General features: G+C 52.3%; 22 protein-coding genes. 13 read left to right on the top strand and 9 right to left on the bottom strand.

Features of this window, described 5'->3' with window-relative positions:
* Nucleotides 1-30: 30 nt before the first annotated feature.
* Together MKZ07_RS20985 and MKZ07_RS20980 are read left to right on the top strand one after the other, a co-directional pair.
* Nucleotides 31-555, top strand: a complete 525-nt coding sequence (locus MKZ07_RS20985; protein WP_341028071.1) for a GNAT family N-acetyltransferase — start codon at nt 31-33, stop codon at nt 553-555.
* The gene (locus MKZ07_RS20980; RefSeq protein ID WP_341027394.1) at nt 545-1,207 is read left to right on the top strand and encodes an MOSC domain-containing protein; all 663 of its coding nucleotides are present in this window, start codon (nt 545-547) and stop codon (nt 1,205-1,207) included. Before MKZ07_RS20985 ends, MKZ07_RS20980 begins: the two co-directional genes overlap by 11 nt.
* A 157-nt stretch (nt 1,208-1,364) precedes the next feature.
* Here the strand turns inward: MKZ07_RS20980 and MKZ07_RS20975 are convergent, their stop codons facing one another.
* Nucleotides 1,365-1,913, bottom strand: coding sequence for a GNAT family N-acetyltransferase (locus tag MKZ07_RS20975; protein ID WP_036690396.1), 549 nt, complete (start codon nt 1,911-1,913; stop codon nt 1,365-1,367).
* 43 nt (nt 1,914-1,956) lie between these two features.
* A complete protein-coding gene (locus tag MKZ07_RS20970) occupies nt 1,957-2,202 on the bottom strand; it encodes a DUF2164 domain-containing protein (RefSeq protein WP_036690395.1) in 246 nt (81 codons plus the stop codon).
* Nucleotides 2,203-2,383: 181 nt separating this feature from the next.
* Between MKZ07_RS20970 and MKZ07_RS20965 the strand changes: the two genes are divergently transcribed.
* Entirely contained in the window at nt 2,384-4,087 is a 1,704-nt protein-coding gene (locus tag MKZ07_RS20965; RefSeq protein ID WP_341027393.1) for a glutamine--tRNA ligase/YqeY domain fusion protein, read from the top strand.
* Between the two features lie 74 nt (nt 4,088-4,161).
* On the opposite strand, the gene MKZ07_RS20960 is transcribed toward MKZ07_RS20965, so the two are convergent.
* On the bottom strand, nt 4,162-5,388 hold the full coding sequence (locus MKZ07_RS20960; RefSeq protein WP_445670294.1) for an MFS transporter: 1,227 nt from the start codon (nt 5,386-5,388) through the stop codon (nt 4,162-4,164).
* 230 nt (nt 5,389-5,618) lie between these two features.
* Between MKZ07_RS20960 and MKZ07_RS20955 the strand changes: the two genes are divergently transcribed.
* From MKZ07_RS20955 to MKZ07_RS20945, 3 genes are read left to right on the top strand one after another with little or no spacing between them, the layout of a single operon-like run.
* The gene (locus tag MKZ07_RS20955) at nt 5,619-7,484 is read left to right on the top strand and encodes an ABC transporter ATP-binding protein (RefSeq protein ID WP_341027391.1); all 1,866 of its coding nucleotides are present in this window, start codon (nt 5,619-5,621) and stop codon (nt 7,482-7,484) included.
* On the top strand, nt 7,414-8,085 hold the full coding sequence (locus MKZ07_RS20950) for a response regulator transcription factor (protein ID WP_036690391.1): 672 nt from the start codon (nt 7,414-7,416) through the stop codon (nt 8,083-8,085). The genes MKZ07_RS20955 and MKZ07_RS20950 overlap by 71 nt, the downstream gene beginning before the upstream one ends.
* Nucleotides 8,086-8,087: 2 nt before the next feature.
* On the top strand, nt 8,088-9,155 hold the full coding sequence (locus MKZ07_RS20945) for a sensor histidine kinase (RefSeq protein WP_036690390.1): 1,068 nt from the start codon (nt 8,088-8,090) through the stop codon (nt 9,153-9,155).
* 165 nt (nt 9,156-9,320) lie between these two features.
* Here MKZ07_RS20945 and MKZ07_RS20940 read toward each other — a convergent pair whose 3' ends face one another.
* Entirely contained in the window at nt 9,321-10,823 is a 1,503-nt protein-coding gene (locus tag MKZ07_RS20940; RefSeq protein ID WP_036690428.1) for an aminotransferase-like domain-containing protein, read from the bottom strand.
* Between the two features lie 504 nt (nt 10,824-11,327).
* Here MKZ07_RS20940 and MKZ07_RS20935 point away from each other — a divergent pair.
* Nucleotides 11,328-11,945 (top strand): LysE/ArgO family amino acid transporter, encoded by a 618-nt coding sequence (locus tag MKZ07_RS20935; protein ID WP_036690389.1) that lies wholly within the window; start codon nt 11,328-11,330, stop codon nt 11,943-11,945.
* Between the two features lie 15 nt (nt 11,946-11,960).
* Here the strand turns inward: MKZ07_RS20935 and MKZ07_RS20930 are convergent, their stop codons facing one another.
* On the bottom strand, nt 11,961-12,341 hold the full coding sequence (locus tag MKZ07_RS20930) for a hypothetical protein (protein WP_036690387.1): 381 nt from the start codon (nt 12,339-12,341) through the stop codon (nt 11,961-11,963).
* A 180-nt stretch (nt 12,342-12,521) separates the two neighbouring features.
* Here MKZ07_RS20930 and MKZ07_RS20925 point away from each other — a divergent pair, with 180 nt between their 5' ends.
* The 4 genes from MKZ07_RS20925 to MKZ07_RS33635 all read left to right on the top strand — a co-directional run bounded on the left by MKZ07_RS20925 (nt 12,522) and on the right by MKZ07_RS33635 (nt 16,156).
* Nucleotides 12,522-13,913 carry a helix-turn-helix domain-containing protein gene (locus MKZ07_RS20925; protein WP_305954395.1) on the top strand — a complete coding sequence of 464 codons (1,392 nt, stop codon included), beginning with the start codon at nt 12,522-12,524 and terminating at the stop codon, nt 13,911-13,913.
* Nucleotides 13,914-14,198: 285 nt separating this feature from the next.
* Nucleotides 14,199-14,378: an aspartyl-phosphate phosphatase Spo0E family protein gene (locus MKZ07_RS20920; protein ID WP_036690386.1), complete on the top strand. Its 180-nt coding sequence runs from the start codon at nt 14,199-14,201 to the stop codon at nt 14,376-14,378.
* Between the two features lie 75 nt (nt 14,379-14,453).
* Nucleotides 14,454-15,776, top strand: a complete 1,323-nt coding sequence (locus tag MKZ07_RS20915) for a helix-turn-helix domain-containing protein (RefSeq protein ID WP_051493122.1) — start codon at nt 14,454-14,456, stop codon at nt 15,774-15,776.
* A 263-nt stretch (nt 15,777-16,039) separates the two neighbouring features.
* Nucleotides 16,040-16,156 carry an IS3 family transposase gene (locus MKZ07_RS33635; protein WP_084648771.1) on the top strand — a complete coding sequence of 39 codons (117 nt, stop codon included), beginning with the start codon at nt 16,040-16,042 and terminating at the stop codon, nt 16,154-16,156.
* A 472-nt stretch (nt 16,157-16,628) separates the two neighbouring features.
* Here the strand turns inward: MKZ07_RS33635 and MKZ07_RS20910 are convergent, their stop codons facing one another.
* Nucleotides 16,629-17,339, bottom strand: coding sequence for a geobacillin-26 family protein (locus MKZ07_RS20910; RefSeq protein WP_341027386.1), 711 nt, complete (start codon nt 17,337-17,339; stop codon nt 16,629-16,631).
* A 544-nt stretch (nt 17,340-17,883) separates the two neighbouring features.
* Here MKZ07_RS20910 and MKZ07_RS20905 point away from each other — a divergent pair.
* A complete protein-coding gene (locus MKZ07_RS20905; RefSeq protein ID WP_036690383.1) occupies nt 17,884-18,081 on the top strand; it encodes a hypothetical protein in 198 nt (65 codons plus the stop codon).
* Between the two features lie 501 nt (nt 18,082-18,582).
* Here MKZ07_RS20905 and moaA read toward each other — a convergent pair.
* Nucleotides 18,583-19,584: a GTP 3',8-cyclase MoaA gene (gene moaA, locus MKZ07_RS20900; protein ID WP_036690382.1), complete on the bottom strand. Its 1,002-nt coding sequence runs from the start codon at nt 19,582-19,584 to the stop codon at nt 18,583-18,585.
* Between the two features lie 324 nt (nt 19,585-19,908).
* Here moaA and MKZ07_RS20895 point away from each other — a divergent pair, with 324 nt between their 5' ends.
* On the top strand, nt 19,909-20,604 hold the full coding sequence (locus tag MKZ07_RS20895) for a TorD/DmsD family molecular chaperone (protein ID WP_036690381.1): 696 nt from the start codon (nt 19,909-19,911) through the stop codon (nt 20,602-20,604).
* 331 nt (nt 20,605-20,935) lie between these two features.
* Here MKZ07_RS20895 and MKZ07_RS20890 read toward each other — a convergent pair whose 3' ends face one another.
* Complete coding sequence (locus MKZ07_RS20890; protein ID WP_341027384.1) at nt 20,936-24,100, bottom strand: efflux RND transporter permease subunit; 3,165 nt, start codon at nt 24,098-24,100, stop codon at nt 20,936-20,938.
* Between the two features lie 59 nt (nt 24,101-24,159).
* The gene (locus tag MKZ07_RS20885; RefSeq protein ID WP_051493121.1) at nt 24,160-25,074 is read right to left on the bottom strand and encodes a TetR/AcrR family transcriptional regulator; all 915 of its coding nucleotides are present in this window, start codon (nt 25,072-25,074) and stop codon (nt 24,160-24,162) included.
* Nucleotides 25,075-25,078: the final 4 nt, after the last annotated feature.

The following is a 25,078-nucleotide window of genomic DNA, read 5'->3' as shown; positions in this document are numbered from 1 at the left end:
AGTAATTAGTAAGGCAAGGGGTGTATAATGATGCAACCAATCAACAGAGATGCTGCGCTGCTTATCCGGCCCTCCGAAATCAGGGATGCCCGTGAGCTGATCGTGCTGGATAATATGATCTGGACGGAGAATACAACCCCGGGTCCGCTGATGTGGCGCTCGCGGGAGGACTATTTGCTGCATGCGCCGCCCGGCTCCCAGCTCGTGGCCTTGCAGGAAGGGGAGTTATGCGGTTATGTCGGCTTCGGCTGTCCCAGCGGGATGGAGAGCAACCGCCATGTATGCGAGGTGAATATCGCTGTGCATCCGCGCTTTCAGCGGCTGGGTGTAGGCAGCCGGTTGATCGCGGAGATCAAGCGCCATGCCGTGAGGCATGGCATCCGCAAGCTGCGGCTGCGCGTGCTCTCCTGCAATACACCGGCGCTTCACTTCTACCGCAAATGCGGGTTCGAGGAAGAGGGACGCCTGCGGGAGGAGTTCTACTTAAGCGGACGTTATGTGGATGAAGTATTCATGAGCTGCTGGCTGACGGGAGGAGAAGGGGATGGAGACTGAAGTGAAGATGCAAGTCGTCTCGCTGAATGTAGGCAAGCCGAAGACGGTGGAATACCGCGGCAAGCCGCTGGACACCGGAATTTACAAGCTGCCGGTTGCCGGTTCGCTTGCACTTCGAGCCGGAGGGTTCACCGGGGACGGACAAGCGGATCTGATCAACCACGGAGGCCCTGACAAGGCAGTCTGCGTCTATCCGGTGGAGCATTATGCCTATTGGGAGGAGCGGCTTGGCCGGAAGCTGGAGTCTTCCGCCTTTGGGGAGAATATTACGGCGTGCGGATTGTTGGAGACCGAGGTGTGTATCGGGGATATCTTCGAGATCGGTACAGCACTACTGGAGGTGAGCCAGCCGCGCTTCCCGTGCTTCAAGCTTACGCAAAAGCATGGACCGGCAGATATGCCGGCCCATGTGTTGTCCACCGGCTACAGCGGCTTCTACCTCCGCGTGCTGCGTGAAGGCCGCCTTGCAGCCGGTGACCGGATCGTGAAGCTTGCGAGCGGAGCAGGCAATATCCCGGTGAGACAGGTCCTGTACTCGATGGAGCACGGGCGCAAGGATCACACCGGACTCGCCGAGCTGGCCGGACTGGAGAGCCTTGCGGCTGGCCTCCGGGAGCGGTTCCGGGGCTGGCTGGATGCGGCGGAGAGTTAAGATACTCGTCTCTCTCCACACCTGCACATGCCACTCTGTCGCTCCGCCACTTTCAACCCGCCCTTCAAGTAAACATGTGGAAAAACGTATCTTATCTCGCCTACATCTGGAAAATAACCGAAAACAAGTGGAAAAAGAGCAATTGAAATAGTTAGTTTCAGCCCAGCAGCTTCCATTCGCTGCGCAACAGGCCGTACACTGCGTGGTTCACATAACCGGCAGGCAGCTTCTCGGCCTGGCGGATGACCCCTTCGAAGATGAATCCCAGCCGTTCGGGGATCGCTCTGCTGGCCAGGTTGCCTGTAGCGCAGCGGATCTCGATGCGGTTCAGGTCCAGCTCCAGCAGGGCGTAATCGACAAAGACCCGGCAGGCACTGGTCATATAGCCTTGTCCCTCATAACCCTCGCCCAGCCAGTAGCCGATGCCGACTGAGCGGTTATGCCAGTCAATCTCGTGATAGCCGATAATTCCGGCCAATTCCTCCCGGACCCACAGTCCGGCAGTGAAGCCCCCGTTATCAATGCCCTGCTTCACGGAGTTCTTGATGAACGTGGTAAGATGAGCCTGTTCGGATACGCCATCCACCCAAGGCAGCCACTGCCTGAGCCGGTGGCGGGAGCGTTCCACCAGGGCGAACATCTGACGGGCATGCTCCGGCATGAGCAGCTTCAGCTTCAGCTCTTCATCTATGACATAATTAAACATGCGGCTGCCCCCCTATGCGTTGTGAGTTATAAGCCTCGCTGAACTAACGCTTCTGCCACTCCAAGGCGTAGATGTCTTCCTCCAGGGCTTGCATACGCTGGAGGGCAAGCGTGCGGCAGTCGCTGAGCGCCCCGTTATAGATTGCCGGTCCCAGCTCCTTCAGGAAGAACTCCAACAGATTGTCTGCGGCCAGGTGGCCTATCGTTTCCCCGCGCTCAGCTTCGAAGTAGGCACGGATATTCTCCGTAATCATCTCCCGCTGCTCTTTAGGCAGTTTTACCGGTTGCATAAGCATCCCCCTTTAGCGTAATATTCCTATATTTATCATGCTACTCCATCGCCGGGAGAGAAGTCAAAGGATGCGGGCGCTGCTTAACTTTTATTGAACATTCCCTGCTTAACGGGTATATTAGTAGGAAACATGTTCATACAAGGAAGTAGTTATATTACAGAATGAAAGGTTGATCAATGTGGAGAACCAGGGTACACCCTCCAATTTCATTAAGAACGTCATTACCGAAGATCTCCGCTCGGGTAAGGTTAAGGAAGTCGTCACCCGCTTTCCACCGGAGCCGAACGGTTATTTACATATCGGACATGCCAAGGCGATCTGGATTAACTTCACGCTGGCGGATGAGTTCGGCGGCAAGACCCATCTGAGATTCGATGACACGAATCCGCTCAAGGAAGATACCGAATATGTCAACTCCATCCAGGAGGATGTGAAATGGCTCGGGTATGAATGGGAGGAGCTGCGGTTCGCCTCCGATTATTTCGGGGAGATGTATGCGCGGGCCGAGCTGCTGATCAAGAAGGGCAAGGCCTATGTTGATGATCTCAGCGCCGAGCAGATCCGTGAATTCCGGGGAACCCTAACGGAGCCGGGGAAGAACAGCCCTTACCGCGAACGCGGAGCAGAAGAGAACCTTGATCTGTTCCACCGCATGAAGGCGGGAGAATTCAAGGACGGCGAGAAGGTGCTGCGCGCCAAAATTGATATGTCCTCTCCTAACATCAATCTGCGTGACCCGGTCATCTACCGGATCTCCCACTCCCATCACCACAATACGGGGGACGCATGGTGCATTTATCCGATGTATACCTTCGCACATCCGCTGGAGGATGCCATTGAGCATGTCACCCATTCTCTCTGCTCCCTGGAGTTTGAGGATCAGCGCCCGTTCTATGACTGGGTTGTAGCGGAATGTGAGTTGGAGGCTGCGCCACATCAGTATGAGTTCGGACGCCTTAATCTGGCCCAGACGGTTACGAGCAAGCGCAAGCTGAAGCTGCTGGTGGATGAAGGCCATGTGGACGGCTGGGATGATCCCCGCATGCCTACGATCTCCGGGCTGCGCCGCCGCGGCTATACGCCGGAGGCCATCCGCAGCTTCGTGCATGAGACCGGTATCTCGAAGAGCCAGGGACTGGTGGACCTGCAGATGCTGGAGCACTTCATCCGTGAAGATCTCAAGCTGACGGTTCCCCGGACGATGTCTGTGCTGCGGCCGCTGAAGGTGGTTATTACGAATTACCCCGAAGGCGAGACCGAATACTTCGAAATTGAGAACAATGTGGAGAACCCGGAGATGGGCAACCGTCAGATTCCATTCTCCCGTGAGATCTATATTGAACGCGATGACTTCATGGAGATTCCGCCGAATAAGTATTTCCGCTTGTTCCCCGGCAATGAAGTGCGCCTTAAGAATGCTTATTTCATCAAGTGCAACGACTTCATCAAGGATGAGAATGGCGAAGTGGTGGAGCTGCATTGTACCTATGATCCTGAGACGAAGAGCGGCAGCGGGTTCACCGGCCGCAAGGTTAAGGGAACGCTGCACTGGGTAGATGCCGGACAGGCTGTACCGGCGGAATTCCGCCTCTATGAGCCGCTGATCTCTGCTGAAGAGGCAGAGACGGATGCCGAAGTAGAAGGTCTGGAAGCTTCCGCTGATAAGCCGGAGCCAACCTTCCTGGATCAGCTGAATCCGAAGTCCATCGAGATCCTGCAGGGCTTCGTGGAGCCAGGGCTGAAGGACAGCGTGGCACAGGACAAGTTCCAGTTCTTCCGTCACGGGTACTTCAACGTAGACAGCAAGTATTCGTCGCCGGAGCATCTGGTGTTCAATCTGATTGTATCCCTCAAAAGCTCCTTCCAGCCCAAAAAAGGCTAGATGAGCTGCATATAAGCAAACAGGCTTGGTCTCCCGCCGGGAGGCCAAGCCTGTTTGCTATATCCTGCGCACTGCTAGTCCTCCGCCAGCTCATCCTCGGGATCAGGGGGGGGGCGGTAGCTGCCGCGAATGACAGTGAGCCACATCATTCCGAAGCCGATTGCCCCGAACAGGGCAAGAAGCGCACCGGATTGATACATCGTCTGCGCGCCAAGGGTCTGATACATCCAGCCGCCGAGGACGCCGCCGAGAATACCGGACATTCCGCTCCAGGTGAGCGTGTAGAGCGCTTGTCCCGAGGAACGGTAAGGCCTCGGCACCAGCAGCATGGTCAACTGGGTTCCGACATAGAAGAACCCGCCGAAGGTAATGGAGTGCAGCACCTGAATCAGCGCGACCTGCAGCGGTGTCGTTGCATCGGCCATCAGCCACCAGCGGAGGAAGAACAGCGCACTGACCAGAGTGAGCGAGGCCAGCAGGACCGGGATTCTGCGCCGGAGAAAGTAATTGCAGAGGAGCAGCACGCCCATCTCCAGGATGGAGGACAGGAACACAGCGAGACCGATCATCGTCTTGCTTCCGCCCAGCTCCGTGATGTACAGTGACACAAAGGTGTTATTCATCGTATTCGGAATCGAGACCAGGATGCCGAAGAGGATGAAGCACAGGAAGAACGGGTTATGGAAGATCTGGCTCATGCCTTTGAAGGGCAAGGGGGCGATTCCGATCGAATGGTCCAGCTTCGGCAGCGTGATCAGTGCAATCATCGCTGCACAGAGCAGTGACGCAAACAGATAGGACAGCACAGAGATGCCGGCCCATTCAATCACGGGACCGGCAAGGATGGCGGTGAAAGCCCAGCCTAGCGATCCCCATAACCGGAATGAGCCAAAGCTGCGGCTGGTTCCGTCAATATAGCTGAGAATCATCGTGTTGCTCTGGGCGAACAGCGGCCCCTGGAAGAAATAGAAGAACAGAATGGATATGTAGATCATTTCATATGTATTGGCCTGAAAGACAAGTTGGGTCAAGACCAGCGTTCCCGTCAGCATGACGAGGACAATCCGCCGGATATTCTGATACCGGTCACTCCAGATGCCCCAGAAGGGGTTGGCAATAATGGAGACCAGTGCGCCTACAGACATTAGGCTCCCAATCTCCAGCTTATTCATCCCTACATCCTGTAGATATAAGGGAAAGAAGCTGGTGAAGAGGACAACCGTTCCATACACGAAGAAGTTGAACCATTTCAGAGAGGTGAAAGACAGCTGCTTATCGAGATGATCCCGCAAACTTTGCACTCCTTTCCCGCTAGGATGCCTGCATTCTTACTGTGGCCGTCTTATGATGCCGCTGATATCACTGTAACATTTGTTGAAAAGGGATACAAACCAACTTTTATGGGGAATTACAAATCAATGGCAAAATATCTGTTTAACTTCAGTTTACATAGGCCAGTTATTCTGGGTTATATGGCGGAAGCGGGGCCCCACTGCTCCATACATCTATCTGCCGGAAAAGGGGAGTTCTTATGAAAAACAAGCAAGCACCGCAGAAGCAGGGCGCGGCCATGAAGCCCTTCCTGAAGCTGCTGCACGAAACCAAGCCATCTTATCTGCTGCTGGCGCTGGCCCTTGGCCTCAGTATCATTTCGACCCTTGTCGGTCTGGTGATTCCCATGTTCACGAAGAATCTGGTGGACGGCTTCTCGCTGGCTTCGGTCAGCAAGCTGCAGATTGCAGCCATCGCCGGAGCGTTCATTGCGCAGACCGTGGCCGGCGGAGTCTCGATTTACCTCTTGAATGCCGTCGGGCAAAAAGTCGTGGCCGGGCTGCGTGACAGGCTGTGGCGCAAATTTCTGGTGCTGCCCGTATCCTACTATAATGAGAACCGGACAGGCGAGAGCGTTAGCCGGATGACTAATGATACAGGAATTCTCAAGACACTGATCTCGGAGCATCTGGCCAGTCTGTTCACCGGCCTCATCTCCATTGTCGGCTCTGTCCTGGTGCTGTTCTATCTGAACTGGAAAATGACGCTGGTGCTGTTCACGGTGCTTCCGCTGTCGGCGCTGATTCTGGTGCCGCTGGGACGGCAGATGTACAAGATCTCCAAGGGAACGCAAGACGAGACGGCCTCCTTCACCGCTGTGCTCAGCGGCGTATTGTCCGAGATCCGGCTGGTGAAATCCTCGGGAGCGGAGCAGAAGGAGTATGAAGCCGGACGGCAAGGGATTATGAACCTGCTGGGCTTCGGGATTCGTGAGGGCAAGATCAGCGCCCTGATCAGCCCGCTGATCTCCTTCGTCTTCATGATGCTGCTGGTGGTTATTATCGGCTATGGCGGGATGCAGGTATCCTCAGGGGCGCTCACCGCCGGTGAACTGGTCGCCTTTATTCTGTATCTGATTCAGATTATTATGCCACTGACACAGCTGACGCAATTCTTCACCCAGCTCCAGAAGGCCAAGGGGGCCTCCGAGCGGATCATTGAGACCCTTGCAGCAGAGGAAGAGGTGTATGAAGGTGTGGAAGAGGCTGAGGGCACAGAGGGGCCGATTGCGGTGGAAGACCTCAGCTTCGGATACAAGACGGGGGAGAAGGTGCTCAGCAAGGTAAGCTTTACTATGCAGCCAGGGCAGGTGACTGCCATTGTCGGCCCGAGCGGCGGCGGTAAAACAACCTTATTCTCGCTGCTGGAACGGTTCTATGAGCCGCAGAGCGGAGTCATCCGGCTGGACGGCAAACCGGCGTCTGTGTTCTCCCTGAAATCCTGGCGGAAGCGAATCGGTTATGTCTCACAGGAAAGTCCGCTGCTGGCCGGTACCATTGCCGAGAATCTCGGATACGGGCTGGACCGCGAGATCAGCAAGGAGGAGCTGAAGCGGGCTGCGGCCATGGCCTACGCTGACGGCTTCATTGAAGAGCTGCCGGACGGGTACAACACGGATGTCGGTGAGCGTGGGGTGAAGCTGTCCGGCGGACAGCGGCAGCGGATTGCCATCGCCAGAGCGCTGCTGCGCGATCCGAAGATACTCATGCTGGATGAGGCAACCTCAAGCCTCGACAGTCAGTCGGAGGCCGTAGTGCAGAAGGCGCTGGGCAATCTGATGCAGGGCCGGACCACGATTGTAATCGCCCACAGATTAGCTACGGTGGTGAACGCGGATCAGATTATTTTCATGGAAAAGGGCCGGATTACCGGCAAAGGTACGCATGAGGAGCTGCTGAGGGACCATGAGCTGTACCGTGAATTCGCCGAGCAGCAGCTGCAGCTGAACACACCCGAGCTTCTGAGCCAAGAGATAGAGGAGGGTTCTACAGACTATGGTCAAAATACTGGTAGTGGACGACGATCCGCATATCCGCGAATTGGTGGGAGTGTTCCTGAGAGCTGAAGGGATGGCCGAGGTGCTGAGCGCTTCTGACGGACTGGAGGCGCTGCGGCTGCTCGAAGAGAGCACGGCGGATATGGCCATCATTGATATCATGATGCCGAATATGGACGGCTGGGAGCTGTGCCGGGAGCTGCGTAAGCAGTATGATTTTCCGATACTAATGCTGACGGCCAAAGGGGAGACCTCGCAGATTGTCAAAGGCTTCGAGCTGGGCACAGACGACTATCTGGTCAAGCCGTTCGAGCCGCCGGTGCTGATCGCCAGGGTCAAGGCACTGCTGAAGCGTTACCAGATTTCCGCCGCCCAGAGTGTTACCGTAGGCAGTCTGCGGATGAACCGCACAACCTACGAAGTGCTGTCCGAGCATGGCGAGTTCACGCTGCCGCTGAAGGAATTCGAGCTGCTCTTCAAGCTGGCCAGTTACCGGGGGCAGACGCTGACCCGCGACCGGCTCATTGAAGAGATTTGGGGCTATGATTATGAAGGCAATGAGCGGACGCTGGATGTACATGTGGGCCGTCTGCGCGAGCGGTTCCCGCAGGAGCGATTCGGATTCTCCATTCGTACGATCCGGGGGCTTGGCTACCGGCTGGAGGGATAGGCATGAAGCGTAGAATCATGAAGATATGGGAGAAAATCGGTATAGTTGGACCTATAGCCGGAATGTTGATTATGCTCTATATCTCCTGGAACGGGAGCTATTTCGGATCAAGACTGCTGGTCCGTCATTTCGGCTGGTCCTTCTCTGAATACGGGTATCACCTGTTTGTTATGGCTATGCAGATTATCATCTTTTTCGTCAGCGGGGCGATTATTGCCTTCGCTACACGCGGCGAGGATCAGAATTTCTATAGGCCGATCCTTACGGCCATGCGGCAGATCTCGCAGGGCGATTTCAAGATTGAACTGGAGAACAGCGGCCAGTACCGGCAGTTCGGAGGGATTGTGGAAGGAATTAATGAAATGGCGAGCGAGCTGAGCCGGATGGAGCTGATGCGGCAGGACTTCATCGCAAGCGTCTCCCATGAGATCCAGTCGCCACTGACCTCGATCCGCGGGTTCGCTGCCGCGCTGCAAGAGGAGAACCTCAGTCCGGACATCCGCAAGCATTACCTGGATATTATTGAAGCGGAGAGCCGCCGTCTGTCCGGCCTGAGCGACAATCTGCTGAAGCTGTCCGTGCTGGAGGCGGAGAGCTTCCCGTTCGAGCGCAAGCCTTATAGGCTGGATAAGCAAGTGCAGGCGATGATCCTGGCCGCAGAGCCGCAGTGGCTGGGCAAGGAGATTGAAGTGGAGGCCGAGCTTCAGGAGACCACCGTGAGCGCGGTACAGGATCTGCTGAGCCAGGTATGGACCAACCTGCTGCATAACAGTATCAAGTTCACTCCGCAGGGCGGACGCATCACCGTCATCGTGCGCAGCATGGGGGAGTGGGTGGAGGTGGAGGTTAGGGACAGCGGGATCGGTATGACCGAAGAGGAGCTGGAGCGGATCTTCGAACGCTTCTATAAGGCGGATAAGTCCAGAAGCGTCAGCAGCGGAAGCGGAAGCGGGCTGGGCCTCCCGCTCGTGAAGAAGATCGTAGAGCTCCACGAAGGCAGCGTACACGTAACGAGCCGTCCCGGAGAGGGGACGGCCTTCATCGTGCGTCTGCCGCAGCAGAGCAGATGAACCTGCCGTTGATGCGGAGGGTCCGCCCCGGCAACCCAGTTCGGGCTTTCAACGGCTAGGAGTACAAACAGTGTAGCCCCTAACCATGACACACAAATGATGTTGTCAGGGTTAGGGGCTATTTGCGCACCGTATCGTTAGAATCCGTGTGTGTGCTGTCTGCAATCAAAGTCCCTGCCGGATTAACTCAGCCAGCAGGGGGATGCCCTGCTCTAGTTCAGCCGCCGAGGCATAAGCATAGGACAGTCTGAGATGCCGGACGTCGCTGCGGTCATACAGATCGCCTGTATTCAGCAGCAGTCCGGCGCGCAGCGCTGCGGTGAACAGCTTGCGCGGAGGGACCGCCTGGTGGAGAGACAGCCAGATATAGAAGCCTCCTGACGGAACATTCCAGGTTGCCAGTCCGGTGCAATGGAGCTGCAGCAGCTCAAGCATATGGCTGCGGCGCGCGCGGAGTCTGCTGCGCAGTACCTGCAGGTGCTCTTCATGATAGCCGCCCGTAAGCCAGCTTGCGGCCGCCAGCTGAGACAGGGAGCTTGCGCCGTAATCGCTCTGCATCTTGATGTCGGCCAGCCGCCGGACGACCGGCTCCGGTCCGGCAATCCAGCCGATGCGCAGCCCGGGGCTGACAGCCTTGGACAGGGTGCCCAGATGCAGGACCCGCCCCTCATAATCCAGTGCCTTCAGCGGCGGCGGAGGGGGGACGTCCAGCCATAATTCCTGGTAGGCCCCATCCTCCAGGATGGGCAGCCCGAGTCTGCCTGTGACCTCCATCAGCTCCCGGCGGCGTCCGGCATCCATCAGGATTCCGGTTGGATTGTGAAAAGAAGGGATACTGTAGAGCATCGCGGCCTTACTGCGGACCGCCTCGGCTGCAAGCTGGTCCGGGATCAGACCACGCTCATCCATAGGCAGGCCGCTGAATTTCACACCCGCAGACTGAAAGGCATGAATCGAATACAGATAAGACGGCTTCTCCAGCAGAATAGACGTACCGCGCGGCAGCAGCCCGAGGGCAATGAGCTGAAGCCCCTGGAGTGCGCCGGAGGTAATCAGAATGGAGTCCGGTCCAGCGGTAATGCCGCTCCGGGCCAGTAACCGGCTGACCGCTGTCCGCAGCGCCGGATTACCGAGCGGCTCTTCATAGGAGAGCGGAGGAAGAATCCGCTGCGCCAGTCCGGCCAGCACCTCATTCATCGCTGCTCCAGGCAGCAGCCCGGGCGCTGGCTCACCCGTGCCAAGGCGGATCAGGCCCGGCTTATATTCGAGCCGGTTAATGTCCTGAATGGTGGGCAGGTTGGGATAATGAATTCCCTCCTCCACATAATCGTTCCAGTTGCCTGAGCGTTGCCGCTCAGAGGGCTCCGCTTCCCCGGCTTCTCCGGACTGTCCGGCGGAACCGCCGGAAGCCGGGAGCGTTGAACGCACGCCTGTAACTATCGTTCCGCCGCCGCGCCTGCCTTCGATCAGGCCCAGCGCGGTCAGCTGGCCCAGTGCGGTGACCACCGTACTGCGGTTCACTCCGAGCTGGCGGCTGAGCTCCCGCTGCGGGGCCAGACGCATCCCGGGAGGCCAGGCCCCGGTGCTGATCTTGGCCAGGAAGTGAGCTGAGATCTGGCCGTGAAGCGGCAGCGGAGAAGCCGGGTCCGGCTTCCAGGTGTCCGGCAGGCCGGAGCGGGCACCAGCTTGCTGTGATCCAGTAGCTGCGGGCCGAGAATCCTCCGTATGTACGGATGGGCCGGGCGTGCTTATGTCTATTGTTGTATGGTTGGGCCTTTGTGCATGTGTCAAGAGCAGGCTCCTTCCGGACGAATTATTGTGCAAAAGGGAAAAACCGAACATACTGCTCTCTGCGCAAGTAATCGGTTCTAATGTATGCGAAAAACCGAACACATTATCCACTGCGAGGGCAGGCTACCGAACGGTTGTCCCCCCTCACAGCCGCTACTGACTAACATTATCCCTCATTTCGTTCTCTCGTTCTCGTTCCTTCTTTCTTCCAGTCTACCATGATTCCTCCCCTTTCATTCGTCTTGGTTGGTATATGTCGAAGAACTTGGATGGTTACGACAGCTGTTATAACAGAGTACGATCAGTAGGCTTAGCTGGAGGAAGCCTGTGAAGCTGGTTTACCCTGGAAGCACTAAAAGGAAGATAAGAGGGGGAAAAGAAATGGTACAGGCCATTCTACATGGAATGATCCTGGCCTTCGGGCTGATTCTGCCGCTGGGCGTGCAGAATATATTCGTCTTCAATCAAGGGGCGCAGCATGCCAGATTCCGCAGTGTGCTGCCTGTCGTACTGACGGCAGCGGTGTGCGACACACTGTTTATCGCTGCCGCAGTCGGCGGAGTCTCCTTGGTCATTTTATCGCTACGCTGGGTGACGCCTGTTATATATGGGGCAGGCATTCTGTTCCTCACCTTCATGGGCTGGAGAATCTGGCGCTCTGCTCCAGCGAAGGATGAGTCGGGCCGGCTATCAGCGAAGGGACAGATCCTCTATGCGCTGTCTGTGTCCCTCCTGAACCCTCATGCCCTTCTGGATACGGTGGGCGTGATCGGGACCAGCTCGCTGCAATACGAAGGGGCGGTGCGCTGGACCTTCGCGGCGGCGACAGTGGCCGTCTCCTGGCTCTGGTTCCTCGGTCTTGCTGCAGCGGGCCGCCAGCTCGGCAGGCTGGCTGCTTCTGGCAAGGTCATGAAGGGGCTGAATACCGTTTCCGCCCTGCTGATCTGGGCGATCGCCGTCTACATGGGAGTCCAGTTGTGGGGCCTGTTGTATGGCTAAGTGATTTCTCTTAAATTAGTCTTTACTCAATAGATCTGTTAATTCTTTAGAACTGCTTTCTTTTAATTTCAACATTTTTTCGCTATTACTATCATTAATCAAAAATCCACTTTTGATTTTATAATCTAAATAAAGGCTGAATTTCACAACTTCGCTATCCGCGTAAGTAACATTCATTCGATATGTGGGGGGACCCACATCAACAGCCCCGCGTACTTTTTTCACAGTTCTTATAGCATCGCTGAATATTCGAATACTATCGTTATCAGTGTAAGTAATTTCCGCTGTTTCGGAAATAAGACTGACGCTAACAATCTCAGGATTTGGTCTGACTAAGACATATATGAAAACAAGTAATATTATCATTGAAATTGAAATGATGCTTATTTTTCTCATAAACTCTCCCCTTATCGTAAGGTTCGGCCAGCCCGTTGCCAAACTGTTTCGAATTCTTCACACTTTCGCGATATAGTTGTTTTATTTGACTCTATTCTATTGACGGTTGAAATCCCATCCTCTAACATACAGATATAAACATAAAGTTCTAAATTATGGAATGTGGGAGGTGGTGTTGCTTTGAAGCCTGCAGTCATGATTCGAGACCAGCTTGCAGATTATCTAACCCAGCATGGGCTGTCCATTAATCAGTTCGCCATAAGCTCCGGTATTAATTCCGGGACACTGAGCCGGATTATTAATGGCCATCAGCCCATTGCCATGAGCCATCTGGAGTCAATCACTGCAGGAATGGGGCTTGGCGAGGATTTTTTTTACAGCTTGTACGTGGAAGAATGCTTCTATTATTCGGCACCGACCTGGCGGCGGCTTCGCCCGTTCATTGTGAAGTGTGCGGAACTGGGGCGAACGGATTGTATCGGGCTTCTGGTGGAGAACCTGCTGGATAATCTGACCTATGTTCCCATGCTGTATGAAGTAGCGGAAGGCTTGTTCCAACAGGGCCACTGGCCGGCGGCGGCACTGCTCTATGAGAATGTAAGCGCCAGCGAGAAATACCAGTATTCCGAACGCCTGGCCACTTGCCAATACCGCCTGTTCCTGATTGCCCTGGGTGATGACCAGAGCACGAACCTGCGCGCAGCTACCCTGTTCGAGAGCTACATCCCGCGCTTGGATGAGGCGGATCAGTTGGATGCGTTGAGGAATTTAATGGATGTCTACTTCTCATTGCAATTATGGAGTAAAGTAAATGAGCTTGCTCTTGAGCTACTACGGATTGCTACAATCCGGTATGATCTTTATTGTCATTCGAGAAATAAAGACGCAGTGAAAAGCGGAGAAAGACCTCTTTGCTTCTATATATTGTATGCCCATCTAATGCGTTCAAATGCATACGGAGAATGTGGGGATTACAAAGCGGCTCTTGACCTTGTGCCTCTATATTTGGACGTGAATTGGATACATGAAGTAAGTGAGGAAGCGAAGAGGACTGTAGCGCAGTTTCAGGAATGGGGCAAGGCTAATACTTATCTGTATCGCTTACTCGATGGACAAATAGAGGTGTTAGCTGATTATGTTAACTATATTTCCACTCAACAAGGGGAGATTTTCGTAGCCTTATTCTATATCGTCAAATCTGCAAACCTGTACAATTGGAATGTGGATTCTATTTTAGAACGTTTCTCTAGTTACATGCCCTATAGGATACATCTCACTGAGTTCGGAGTGTACAATCAGCAGATTAAAGCGGATCAGCATACCAGATTTCTTGTAGAATTGGGAGTCTATTGTTTGCGGAATAAGCGCAGTGAAGGAATAAGATATATCCTAGAAGCTTTGGAATCATCTGCTAAGCTTAACAATGAGAGCTTCATCTTCAAATGTGTTGACTTATTCGAGCAGAATAGGCATATTGCTGGAGAAGATGAGCAGATGCAATACAAAATCTTAATAAGAGAGGTGCGGGATGCAAGTGAAAAGAAAACTCCTATTATTGCTAGCCTCGTGTAGCATTGCTCTACTAATTACTGTGCCTGTAGCACAGATAGTGGGCAAACCTGTACAACAACAAATGATTCAAGTAATGGGACATGGTTCAGGCGGCTGAATAAGTGGCTGCAATTATACAGTATCACCTTAGGCGTCTTCCGCTAATGCGGGGGCGTCTTTTTTATGGACAACTCTTATCACGCCGAACTTTGTCAATATATTCACTTTAACAGATAATGCAATCAGTCCAATATTTTGTAGTTTTACATAAAAATCTATAATGTTGCATAAGGAGGCGGGATTCCCATGCATAGTCCAGCAATCGTTAGAATTCGTATAGAGCAAGCTAGAAGTAAGCTTCATAAATTACATATTCAATATGGCGGTTTGAATCATCCGGAGGTTTTGCGGCAATCTGTAGTGCTGGATGAGCTACTCAATACATACGATAATGCCTACCGGACGAATAAACGGCCGCCCGCTTAAGCATTGATCTAGAAAATACTGTTAATTCAAATATAAAATCCAACGGATACGTGTATAAAAAAGGTGGTAAATGCAGTGGAGCATACAGTCAAAATCCGGGACGAGATAGCGGCGTATCTCACAAAACATAAATTGTCTATTAATCAGTTTGCGATTGCCAGCGGAATTCATTCCGGCACACTCAGCCGGGTGATGAAAGGCCAACAGGCCTTGGCGATGAACCACCTAACCCGCGTAACCAGCGGGATGGGGCTGCCGGAGGATTACTTTTACAGTCAGTATGTGGATGAATGTTTATATGATTCGACACCGACTTGGCGGCGTTTACGGCCGTTCCTGCTGCAATGTGCGGCGTTATCGCGTCTGGATTGTATTGAGCGGGTGGTGCAGAATTTACTGGATAATCTGCTGTATGCACCGCTGCTGTTCGAGGTTGCCGAGGAGTTGTTTGAGCAGAAGAACTGGCAGGCCGCTGCATTAATCTATGACAATGTGGGAGCCAGCGAGAAATATCAGCATTCCGAACGATTGGCGCTCTGCCAGTATCGACTCTTCCTGATTAATCTTGGCGATGATCCACAGGGAAATCTAATCGCTGCTACTTTATTAGAGAATTATGTCGATAAGCTGGACGAAGTCCATCAGTTGGATGCGCTGAAGCAGTTAGCTAATTTATACAGCGGGCTTCAGGCGTGGGACAAAGTATCTCAGTCTGTAGAAGAACTGCTAAGAGTAGCCACTGTTCAGTATGAACTCCACGGACAAGTGCATCGTAAGCATAGCAGTAATCAATTTTATAAAAAGCCACTCTATACATATATTTTATATGCTCAGCTTATGAGATCCTGTGTTTATGAAGAGCTGGGCGACTATAAAACCGCACTGGATATGGTACCTCAGTACTTGGATCATAGCTGGATACGGGAAGATGACGAAGAAGCAAGACGTATTAAGGCTCAATATATAGAATGGGGAACGGCTAATACGTACCTTTACCGCTTAATGGATGGGCAGATTGAGGTGCTGGAAGAATATATAGAGTATATCTCCACCTGTGAGAACGAGATTTTTATGGCGCTGTTCAAGATCGTTCAATTGGCTAATCAGTATAAGTGGGACGTGGATCATGTGATACAGAGATTTGCGGACTACATTCCTTACCGGAAGGTTTACAGTATCTTTGGTGAGCACAACAAGTTCATTCATGAAAAAAACTACACCCAATTCTGCAGCGAGCTGGCGACCTACTATCTATCCCGCAAGCGGTACAAAGGCGACGATGTAATCATGCAAAGCGTAGACTTATCTGCCAAATTAGACAGTGAGCAACAAGTGATCCGGGGGACGATATCCGTCGATTTCGAAATTGCGATTTCGGATATTCCGAAGTCGTGCTGAAGTATACACATAGGCAATCCTTGTACAACGGCTGAGAATCCTTCTGGAATCTCGGCCGTTTTCCAAAAATGAAATATTATTGAGACCTTTATGAGAACTTTCCGCAATTGGTCTAGCCTATGATGGATAAATAGGACCGAATACGCTCCTCATCCATACCATACATTCAGCCAAAGGTTGGCGCCCATATCAGCATGACTCACTGAGAGAGCTTCTTTTCGCATCTCAATGTGGAAGGACTCTGCCTTTGTGATATCTAAAATATAGATGAAATACAAAGAAGAATTGAAGAATATATCCACTTTGACAATAAGCATCGAAGGCAACAAAAGTTAAATAAGCTACCTCCGGTTGGGTACCGGGAGCAGCTTATAGCCTAGAGACTTTTTTTCACACATCCAAAATTGGTTATGGTAAAGCGCAAATCTACAATTACAATCTTGTGTAGTAATACCAACGTCCACACTTCCGTTTCGTCTTGCTTTGTGCCACTGTTTGCGTCACGAAAAAGCCAAACTTATTTCTTCTTGATTTCTGCTTTTGATAAAATCCTTTTGTCGCCAACGAAAGCAACAATAACGTTTAAGATTATGAGCACACACAACATGATTCCGATATTAATTCCTACGAGATAGAGCACTCCGGCGGCAACCATGCACAGTAAATAACATACCGTTGGAACGAGCTTTTGCTTAAGAAGTACGATGCGTTCCATACTTTCATCTGTGGAGTCCCTATGGGCTTTTTTTAATATAGCCCTTGCTTGTGCCAGTAGATATGCGTAGTATACAACAACTAAAGATATTAATGTAACTAAAACTATTCTAACGTAAGTTTCTACCATGATATTGTTTAATAGTGAGTATTGTTGGTTGAGTTTAGTGCGTTCCAATAAGCAAGTTCACAAACATTGCATTGCGTGCCAATTGCCGTCATCACAATAGCTGTTGCGCCAGTAGCTCCCGTTGCGGCAACAACAGCAGCAATAGCAGCTGGTGTAAGTGTACCTCCTGATGCAAGGGCTAAAGCTGATGCAAAACCTGCTCCAACAGCAGAGATCAATGAAACCCCATAAAGCGAGACTGCCGTCCATTCTTTATCATTGAGGATATTTACTTTATCGAAAAAACTGTTCAACTGGGTGGTGTTGGAGCTATTTTCATATGTCATAAAATAACCTTGCCCACTACCCTTTGGTCTTTCTAATCTCCACTCATTTGGACTGCCGGTGTAGACATCATATTCATAATTCGAAAATGTGTCCTGATGGATAGTTGATCTAGCACTTTGTGATGACTGAAGTGCTTTGGCTTCTATAGTTTCGCCTTCAACAATCGAACCTGTTTCCAAGTCTTTGATTGATACCTGCATTGTATTCTGAATAGAATCGTAAACGACGATATATTGTGACGTTTCGTCGCTCGTCACAGAAGTGCGGATTCCTGCTACTTCGGACACGGATAAATTAAAGTCAACATTTGGAACATCTGATGCGAAAGCCGTTGTACCTATACCCAAAACCATAATTGCCGATAGTGCTAATGCTAATAATTTTTTAAACATAAAATTGTCCGCACCTTCATTTTTTGATTTTTTAAAACAAACCTGACGATTTTTTTCGCAGTTGCTGGTATACAAACATCATACAAGTTTCATTTTAGTTCTATGTTGTAACCATCAGTACCCAATTTGCCCTCCTTTCTGCTTTAGTACAGCATTTTCAAAATATTAATTGAGGTGTCGGAACTAGGCACCCATTAATAGTTTCTTAGTAAGCTTAATGGTACTTCACTTATTATCATTCCATTCCACCATTTAAATTTCCTTATTATTCTATTATTTTTCTTTATTTTCCTATAGTAGTCTTAAATGTATATTTCGTCAATGCAAATAACTTTCTCTGTGAAAACAAGACTAATTTTATTGGTGACTGTTTAAAATTCATGGTAGTAGGAGGGTGTAGCAACAAGTCTAAAGATTCAATTTCGGTTTCTCAACTTCTTTCACTGCTCCAGCCATTACCGAAATGGAAAAAGAACTCGTTGGTGTTGTAAATAAGGACATACTCACCAAATTGACGTATACCTATCACCAGAAGAAAGATATTATGGCAGCAGCTGAAAAGGTTGGGCTAAAAAAAACTCCATCGATTGGCGCTGGACCAGATGACTACTTGGATAAGTTTGAAGTGGAGGAGAATAAGAATGAGCTTCATAATAAAGCGGAAGGTAAAAAAACAGTTAGACTTAACGATGAGAATACGGGTAAATGGATTCTAGAGGCCTTTCTTCGAAGAACGATTTGAAGCTTCAGCACGATCAATGAGACCTATAGAATAGGACTCTAAGCTACTGTATTGACGAAAGTTTTGATTCAGTACGATGGAACAAGCACATACAGATGGAGCGACTGCTGTAAACCAAGCTGTAGCAGCTGGACAACCAACGAGAACGGCTATCTATTTTCAGTTGACTATGATGCTACTGCTAGTGACTTGTACAACATCCTTATTCCTTATTATGGTTATCAGTTAATCAAGGATAAAGTAAAATGCATGGGTCCTTCGGAGGCTGGAAACTTTAATTGTTAGCATAATAATATTTGGGCTACTGATTGAAGGTAGGATAAAACCTTCAATTCGGTAGCCCATCTTTTTGTTTAAGTTTGTGCCAAGTCTAGCATAAACGTATCCTCTTTCTAAAAGATTGGTACGTTCAGCAGGCTATTTCCAATCGTCTACTTCGTGAGGATTAAAGCCTAATGCTCACATTATTCTAGCAAGCTCCCATCCTTAACTACCGGCGTCCTACCCCCCAATCTGCGACATGCGGCGGGCGGTTGGCGTGTGACTCTGAGTTTTGTGCTCTAGGGCCAGCGCCATTTCGTGGTTATGAGGCTTGTTGCCGAGCGCCTGGCGGAACAGGGCCTGCACGGCAGCGGGGTCGCTGATCAGTGGGCGCACATTATATTCGTCTTGCCAGTACAGGCAGGCTTTGATGTTGCCGTCGGCGGTCAGGCGCAGCCGGTTGCAATTGTCGCAGAAATGCTCGCTGACCGGGTGGATCAGCCCGAAGGTCCCTTTTGCACCGGTGACACGCCTATTCTGCGAAGGTCCGTTCCCGGAAGGCATGTCAGCCTCCTCGGTGGTCCAGCCCGCTTCCTTGCAGGCCTCCACTACAGTCTCCAGCGGCAGATAGGTCTGCCGCCAGGCATCGCTGGCGCTGCCGATCGGCATATATTCAATGAAGCGCACATTCAGCGGACTGTTCAGAGTCAAGGCAATGAAGTCCTTAATCTCATCATCGTTGATTCCCTTCATCAGCACGACATTCAGCTTAATCGGGGACAAGCCCGCAGCTTCTGCGGCTTCAATTCCCTTCAACACCTTGGCGACATCGCCGCCCCGGGTAATCATCGAGAAGCGCTCCGGCCGCAGCGAATCCAGGCTGATGTTCACACGTGACAGTCCGGCCTGCTTCAGGACAGACGCTTTGGCTGGAAGCATCAGTCCATTCGTAGTCAATGATATATCTTCGATGCCGGGTATGGCGGCGATCATGGAGACCAGCTTCTCCAGATCCTTGCGGACCAGCGGTTCGCCCCCGGTCAGCCGGACCTTCCGTAAGCCCAGTGGCGCAAGCGCCTCCACCACAGCGGCAATCTCCTCGTAGCTCATAATCTCGTCCTGCGGCTGGAATTGCATTCCTTCGGCGGGCATACAATAGATACAGCGCAGGTTGCAGCGGTCTGTAACCGAGATACGGAGGTAATCATGTACGCGTCCAAAAGGATCAGTTAGCGGCTCCATAACGTTGCTCCTTCACCTGTTGATTTTAGTTTAAATTTTAAAGAAAGCATCCCGCCGCGTCAATGCACAAGCAGACAACCTAAAGCATAGGGGACAGAAAGGTAAAGGAGCATCCTAATTATGACAAAAGTGCGACAATTACCGGGAATGGTCATAGAATGCTCACCGAAAGCGTTTAACATATTCGATATAATTTAGGTGCGGAAGATTCAAACTTTAGATACTTTTACTTTTGCGAAGCACAGCTATGATACCGGAAGACTAGGCGGCAATCCCTTAGGATACCCTGGGCATCCGGCAAACTAAGTAGGGAGGATTTGCAAAATGACTATACCAACTGTTCCATCGCTTGTTGTGCCGGAGGCTTGCAGCCGCTGGCTGGAGAGCCGGGGATTAATATATCAGCTTCTGGTGGACTTCTATGGAAGAAAACCGTCTCTCTCCCTGGTTGCCCAGTGGAGCCGTAACCGTGAGATGAGTGTTGCTGCGGAGATGACCGAAGGCGGCCGTGAGTTGAAGCGTTACCTGTGCAGCCAGGAGCCATCCATGCTCCCGGCCATCTGTGAGAAAGAGAAGCTTGAATACAAACGTCTGATGAACGAACGCGCCGTAAGCTCCTTCGTAGCCCGTGAAGCGGCTCAGCTGGGGCGTGAGGAAGAATTCTGCAACGTGCTGTCGGATGTGTACGCATCGGCGGGCATTGTCTTCAAGAAGTGCAGCGGCGAAGCTGACGACCATATTGCCATTGAACTGGAATTCATGGCGGTGATGCATGAGCGGATGCTGTACAACAGCTTCTCAATCCGCAGTGCGATGGAGCTTCTGGAGATTCAGGAGAAGTTCCTCGAAGAGCATCTGCTGAAGTGGACTCCACAATTCTGTGAAAGAATGAACGCTGCAACCGACAGCCCGCTCTATCTGGGGCTCAGCCATATGCTGGAGGAATTCCTGCCGCAGGATCTGCACATGCTGCGTGCCTGGAAGGCTTCGCTGGAGAGCAGCGCAGCAGCCATGGCTTAATAAGCAACCATACTCAATCAATAAGGCGCCCTTCCATCAATCGGAAGGGCGCCTTTTTCTGCTCGGGGGATCTTCAACTTAAGCTTTCAATTTATTAGGTTGTGATTTGGAGAAAATACAAAAAGCGTGCAGGATCGGAGGAGGATTTTGGAACTTTAGGAGCGGTAGCGTCCGCCTTTGTCTCCGGATTTCTACCGCAACAAGCGGTACCATCAAGAAATCTGGAGACAACAGCGGCCGGAAGTCCAAATATCCACCGTAGTGACGTCTGAGCTTTACGCTATGTTCTTACGTTCACCCCATATAACTGAAACTGAAGTTCATCCCCTATTTATTCGTAAGTTTTCTTGCTCCGAAACTTCATCAGGAACTCATACACCACCGGTACAACGACCAGGGTCAGCAGCGTGGAACTGACCAGACCGCCGATGACGGTTACGCCAAGTCCCTTGGAGATGATTCCGGCGCTGTTCTCAAGGCCGGTAACCAGTGGCAGCAGAGCTCCAATGGTCGCGAGCGCAGTCATGAGAATCGGGCGAAGACGCGTAGCGCCAGCTTCAAGCAGCGCCTTGCGGGTAGACATCCCCTCTTGCTCCTTATGGATGACGCGGTCAATTAAGACAATCGCATTGGTGACCACGATTCCGATCAGCATCAGTGCGCCCATTAGTGCCGAGACGTTCAAGGTCTCGCCAGCCAGGAGCAGGGCGACAAGAGCGCCGATGACTGTGAACGGCAGGGAGAACAGGATGGCGAACGGTGCCAGACCGCCGCCGAAGGTGACTACGAGCACGAAGTATACAATCGCAATAGCCGCCAGCATGGCGATGCCAAGCTGCCCAAAGGTCTCATTAATCTGCTCGGTGACTCCGCCGAAGGTAATGGTCACGCCGTCCGGGAGATCAAGAGCGTCTATTTTGTCCTGCACAGCACTTGCCGCACTATTAATGTCACTGGAGATAATGTCGGCGGTAACCTCGACTTTCATTTTGCCGTCTTCACGGGTAATGGAATCCGGGGACTGGCCCTGTTCAATGCTTGCCACCTCGCCAATCGGGACGGTAAGGCCCAGCGGCGAAGTGAGCGTAGCGGCCTTCATTTCTTCAATACTGCTGTAGGAATCCTTGTCCGTCTCAATGTAGACCTTGTAATTCTTGCCGTCCAGCTCTACCTCAGTCAGTACAGGCCGGGTTCCGGCAGGGCTCAGCTTCATCGCAAGCTGTCCGGCTGTAAGACCCAGAGAGCTAAGCTTGGCCTGATCCGCCACGATGGTATATTGATCATAGGCTTCAGAGAGACTGGTCTTCCCATCTTCGAAGTTCTTGGTGTCTGCCTTAACGATCCCGGCAATTTCATCGGCTACCGGTTTGAGCTGCTCCAGCGTATCGCCGTAGATATTGACAGTGAGAGTGCTGCCCCCGAGCCCGCCTCCGGCCATGCCGGACAGATCGCCCCACACGCCATCCGGCACCTCTTGGCTTAAGCCTTCAATTAACTTCTCCTTCACGGTATCAAAATCAGGTGTATTGCTGTCATATGTGACATAGAACAAGCCTGAATTGCCTGAGCCCATTCCGAACGGGCCGCTGCCGCCGATGGAATATTGCATTTTGTCCAGATGCTTCTGGGCCAGAATGAACTTCTCCGCCTTCAGGCCCTGCGCCTTCACATCCTCCAGCGTCTGACCGGCCTTCGGGGAGAAGGTTAACGTAACATTCTTCTCTTCCTGGGAAGGCAGGAAGCTGACGCCGATTGGCTTAATCAGGAACAGACTGCCTGCCAGCAGCAGGACAGCAACACCCAAGGTAATCAGCTTATGGGAGAGACACCAGTCCAGAATCCGGACATACCCGCCCGCCAATGCGCCGGGCTTGTCTTCGTGGCTCTTTGTCCCCTTCTTCAGCCCGTTACGGAACAGGGTGTGGGCCAGCGCAGGCACCAGGGTAATGGCGACCACCAGTGAAGCCAGCAGCGCGAATACCATAGTGAGGGCAAACGGCAGGAATAGCTCACCGACCATCCCGCTGACAAAAGCGAGCGGCAGGAAGACGGCAATCGTCACAATGGTTGAGGACATAATCGGTACAAACATCTCACGGGTAGCCGCGCTGATCAGCTCTCTGCCGCGCAGCTTCTCGCCGGACAGCGTAAGCCGCCGGAAGATGTTCTCAATGACGACGATGGAGTCATCGACTACCCGCCCGATGGCCACGGTCATGGCGCCGAGCGTCATCATATTCAGTGTAATATCCATCTGCCGCAGGCATAATATCGCAATCAGCAGTGATAACGGAATCGAGATAATGGAAATAATGGTAGAACGGATATTGCGCAGGAACAGCAGGATGATGAGCACGGCGAACAGGGCGCCGAAGGCGGCCTTGGACAGCATCGTGTTCACGGAATCCTCAATCGGCTTGCCTTGATCCAGCAGCACGGTGAGATCCATCGACTTGTATTGTTTCTTCAGTTCTTCGGTCTTGTCCTTGACCCCGTTCACGACATCAACGGTGTTGGCATCATTGGCCTTCACAATCTGAATCCCGATGGATTCTTTACCGTTGGTACGGGAGATCGATTCTGATTTGCCGACTACTTCAATAGCGGCAAGCTCGCTCAGCTTCACGGTCGGCAGACCGGTCATGGCCCCCGCGCCCGCGCCGTTATTGCCAGCCGCAGCACCGCCTGAAGCTGCGCCGCCAGCGGCCCCGGCCCCCGCAGCTCCTGCTCCGGCAGCGCCTGCGGCAGAGGGAACCAGCGGAATGCTGACATTCTGCAAGTCCTCCACCGTAGTGATGTTGCCGTCCACGACAACAGCCTTCTGTGCTTTGTCCATCTCGAACAATCCGAGCGGCACCCGCAGGGAGGAGGCCTGGATGATGCCTTTGATCGTATCCTCGGTCAGTCCGTATTGCTTCAGCTTCTCCTGATTGAACTTCAGGGAGACTTCTTTGACATATTGTCCGGCAATCTGCACAGAGGCGACGCCTTCAATATCCTCCAGCGCCGGGCGGATATCATTCTCGGCAACCCGGGTCAGCTCCTCCAGATCACCGGAGCTCTCATCAGAGATACTGAGAGAGATGACTGGCAGCGAGCTGAGGCTGAAGCGCGAGATTTGCGGCTTTTGCACCTCATCCGGCAGCTTCACCTCGTTCAGCGCTTCGTGAACTGCTGCTGTCGCATTGTCCAGGTTGGTGCCATAGTTGAATTCAATGGTGACACTGGAGGCATTCTCAAGAGAGGTGGAGGTCAGCATCTTGACCCCGTCCACATTGCGGAGCTTCTGCTCCAGCGGCTTACTGACGTCGTTCACGACACCTTCGGGTGCGGCTCCGGGATAAATAGTAGTAATGCTGAGATAAGGGATACTAATGTTAGGCAGGGTCTCCTGCTTCATGGTCATTCCGCTGTACAGACCGGCGAAGACAATAATGATCGTCAGCAGCCAGACGGCAAATTTGTTGCGGAGCGAGAAATTAATTAAGCTTTTCATCAGTAAAGGGAACCTCCAGTACAATTATTCTTGATTTTACAGGCGTGCCGCTTCTGTCCTTAATGAAGTCCGCAGGAAGTGTGCATATAGGGTGTGAATTCTTTCTTCAATTGACTTAGCTCACCGGATAGCCCGGCGTACCCCTCAAGATTGGCAATCATCCCTTGGATGATCGCTTTCCGGGGCCGGGTGGTGAGGACTTCGCTCTCCAGAATGCCTAGGGACTCCAGGCCGTCTTCGGCATGCTCAGGGCTGATTCCGTCCGCTTCACTGAGCAGGAGCTTCATTGCCTTGATCAGCTGAAGCGGGCTCTGGCGCGGTCCTTCTCCTTGCCCCTCGGCCCATCCGGCCAGGACTGCGGAAGAGATCAGAGGGGCGGGCTGCCCTGCAAGCAGGCCGGCGGCCATAATGTCCAGCCAGTCCACCAGCCGGTCAGCCAGCTCAGGGATGGAGACAACAGTCTCGCGCCCGAACAGCAGCTTGATGCTGGAGCTGATCATACCGTGGCTGAGTACGCACAGCTCGCCTGCATAGGGCAGAATCTCTGGCCCGTACATGAGCTCCAGCTTCTGCTGGAACCAGCGCAGCAGGGCGGCGTTGTTCTGCTTCACCCAATCGGGAATCTCGGCCATACCTCTGCCGGCTACCTCCTGGAATTGGCGCTGCAGGAATTCACGCAGCTCGTACACATGACTGAGCAGTATTTCGAGCTGGTTGCGCAGCTTCTCCCGGGGCTCTCTGCCTGCTGCCTGCTCCTCCTGCTGCAACGGATCATGAATCATCCGGAAGCAGTAGATGTATAAACTGCGCTCCAGCTCCTCTTTGGATTTGAAGATCAGATATAGACTTCCTTTGGAGATCCCGCATAATTCGGCAATCTCCTGCATGGAGGTGGAGGAGGAGCCTTTTACAGCGAACAACTGTATGGCGGTCTTGATGATTTGTTCTTTTTTGGTGATACTTTTAGCGGTCAAGGCG

It is taken from the genome of Paenibacillus sp. FSL P4-0338 (genome assembly GCF_038002365.1).
GTDB lineage: Bacteria > Bacillota > Bacilli > Paenibacillales > Paenibacillaceae > Paenibacillus_AQ.
This window is presented reverse-complemented; position numbering and strand designations above follow the sequence as displayed.

Bases quoted from the DNA above. Each gene is read 5' to 3' on its own strand.
- MKZ07_RS20985 (WP_341028071.1), top strand. From the start codon at position 31: ATGCAACCAATCAACAGAGATGCTGCGCTGCTTATCCGGCCCTCCGAA.
- MKZ07_RS20980 (WP_341027394.1), top strand. From the start codon at position 545: ATGGAGACTGAAGTGAAGATGCAAGTCGTCTCGCTGAATGTAGGCAAG.
- MKZ07_RS20975 (WP_036690396.1), bottom strand. From the start codon at position 1,913: ATGTTTAATTATGTCATAGATGAAGAGCTGAAGCTGAAGCTGCTCATG.
- MKZ07_RS20970 (WP_036690395.1), bottom strand. From the start codon at position 2,202: ATGCAACCGGTAAAACTGCCTAAAGAGCAGCGGGAGATGATTACGGAG.
- MKZ07_RS20955 (WP_341027391.1), top strand. From the start codon at position 5,619: ATGAAAAACAAGCAAGCACCGCAGAAGCAGGGCGCGGCCATGAAGCCC.
- MKZ07_RS20950 (WP_036690391.1), top strand. From the start codon at position 7,414: ATGGTCAAAATACTGGTAGTGGACGACGATCCGCATATCCGCGAATTG.
- MKZ07_RS20945 (WP_036690390.1), top strand. From the start codon at position 8,088: ATGAAGCGTAGAATCATGAAGATATGGGAGAAAATCGGTATAGTTGGA.
- MKZ07_RS20935 (WP_036690389.1), top strand. From the start codon at position 11,328: ATGGTACAGGCCATTCTACATGGAATGATCCTGGCCTTCGGGCTGATT.
- MKZ07_RS20930 (WP_036690387.1), bottom strand. From the start codon at position 12,341: ATGAGAAAAATAAGCATCATTTCAATTTCAATGATAATATTACTTGTT.
- MKZ07_RS20920 (WP_036690386.1), top strand. From the start codon at position 14,199: ATGCATAGTCCAGCAATCGTTAGAATTCGTATAGAGCAAGCTAGAAGT.
- MKZ07_RS20910 (WP_341027386.1), bottom strand. From the start codon at position 17,339: ATGTTTAAAAAATTATTAGCATTAGCACTATCGGCAATTATGGTTTTG.
- MKZ07_RS20905 (WP_036690383.1), top strand. From the start codon at position 17,884: ATGGCAGCAGCTGAAAAGGTTGGGCTAAAAAAAACTCCATCGATTGGC.
- moaA (WP_036690382.1), bottom strand. From the start codon at position 19,584: ATGGAGCCGCTAACTGATCCTTTTGGACGCGTACATGATTACCTCCGT.
- MKZ07_RS20895 (WP_036690381.1), top strand. From the start codon at position 19,909: ATGACTATACCAACTGTTCCATCGCTTGTTGTGCCGGAGGCTTGCAGC.
- MKZ07_RS20890 (WP_341027384.1), bottom strand. From the start codon at position 24,100: ATGAAAAGCTTAATTAATTTCTCGCTCCGCAACAAATTTGCCGTCTGG.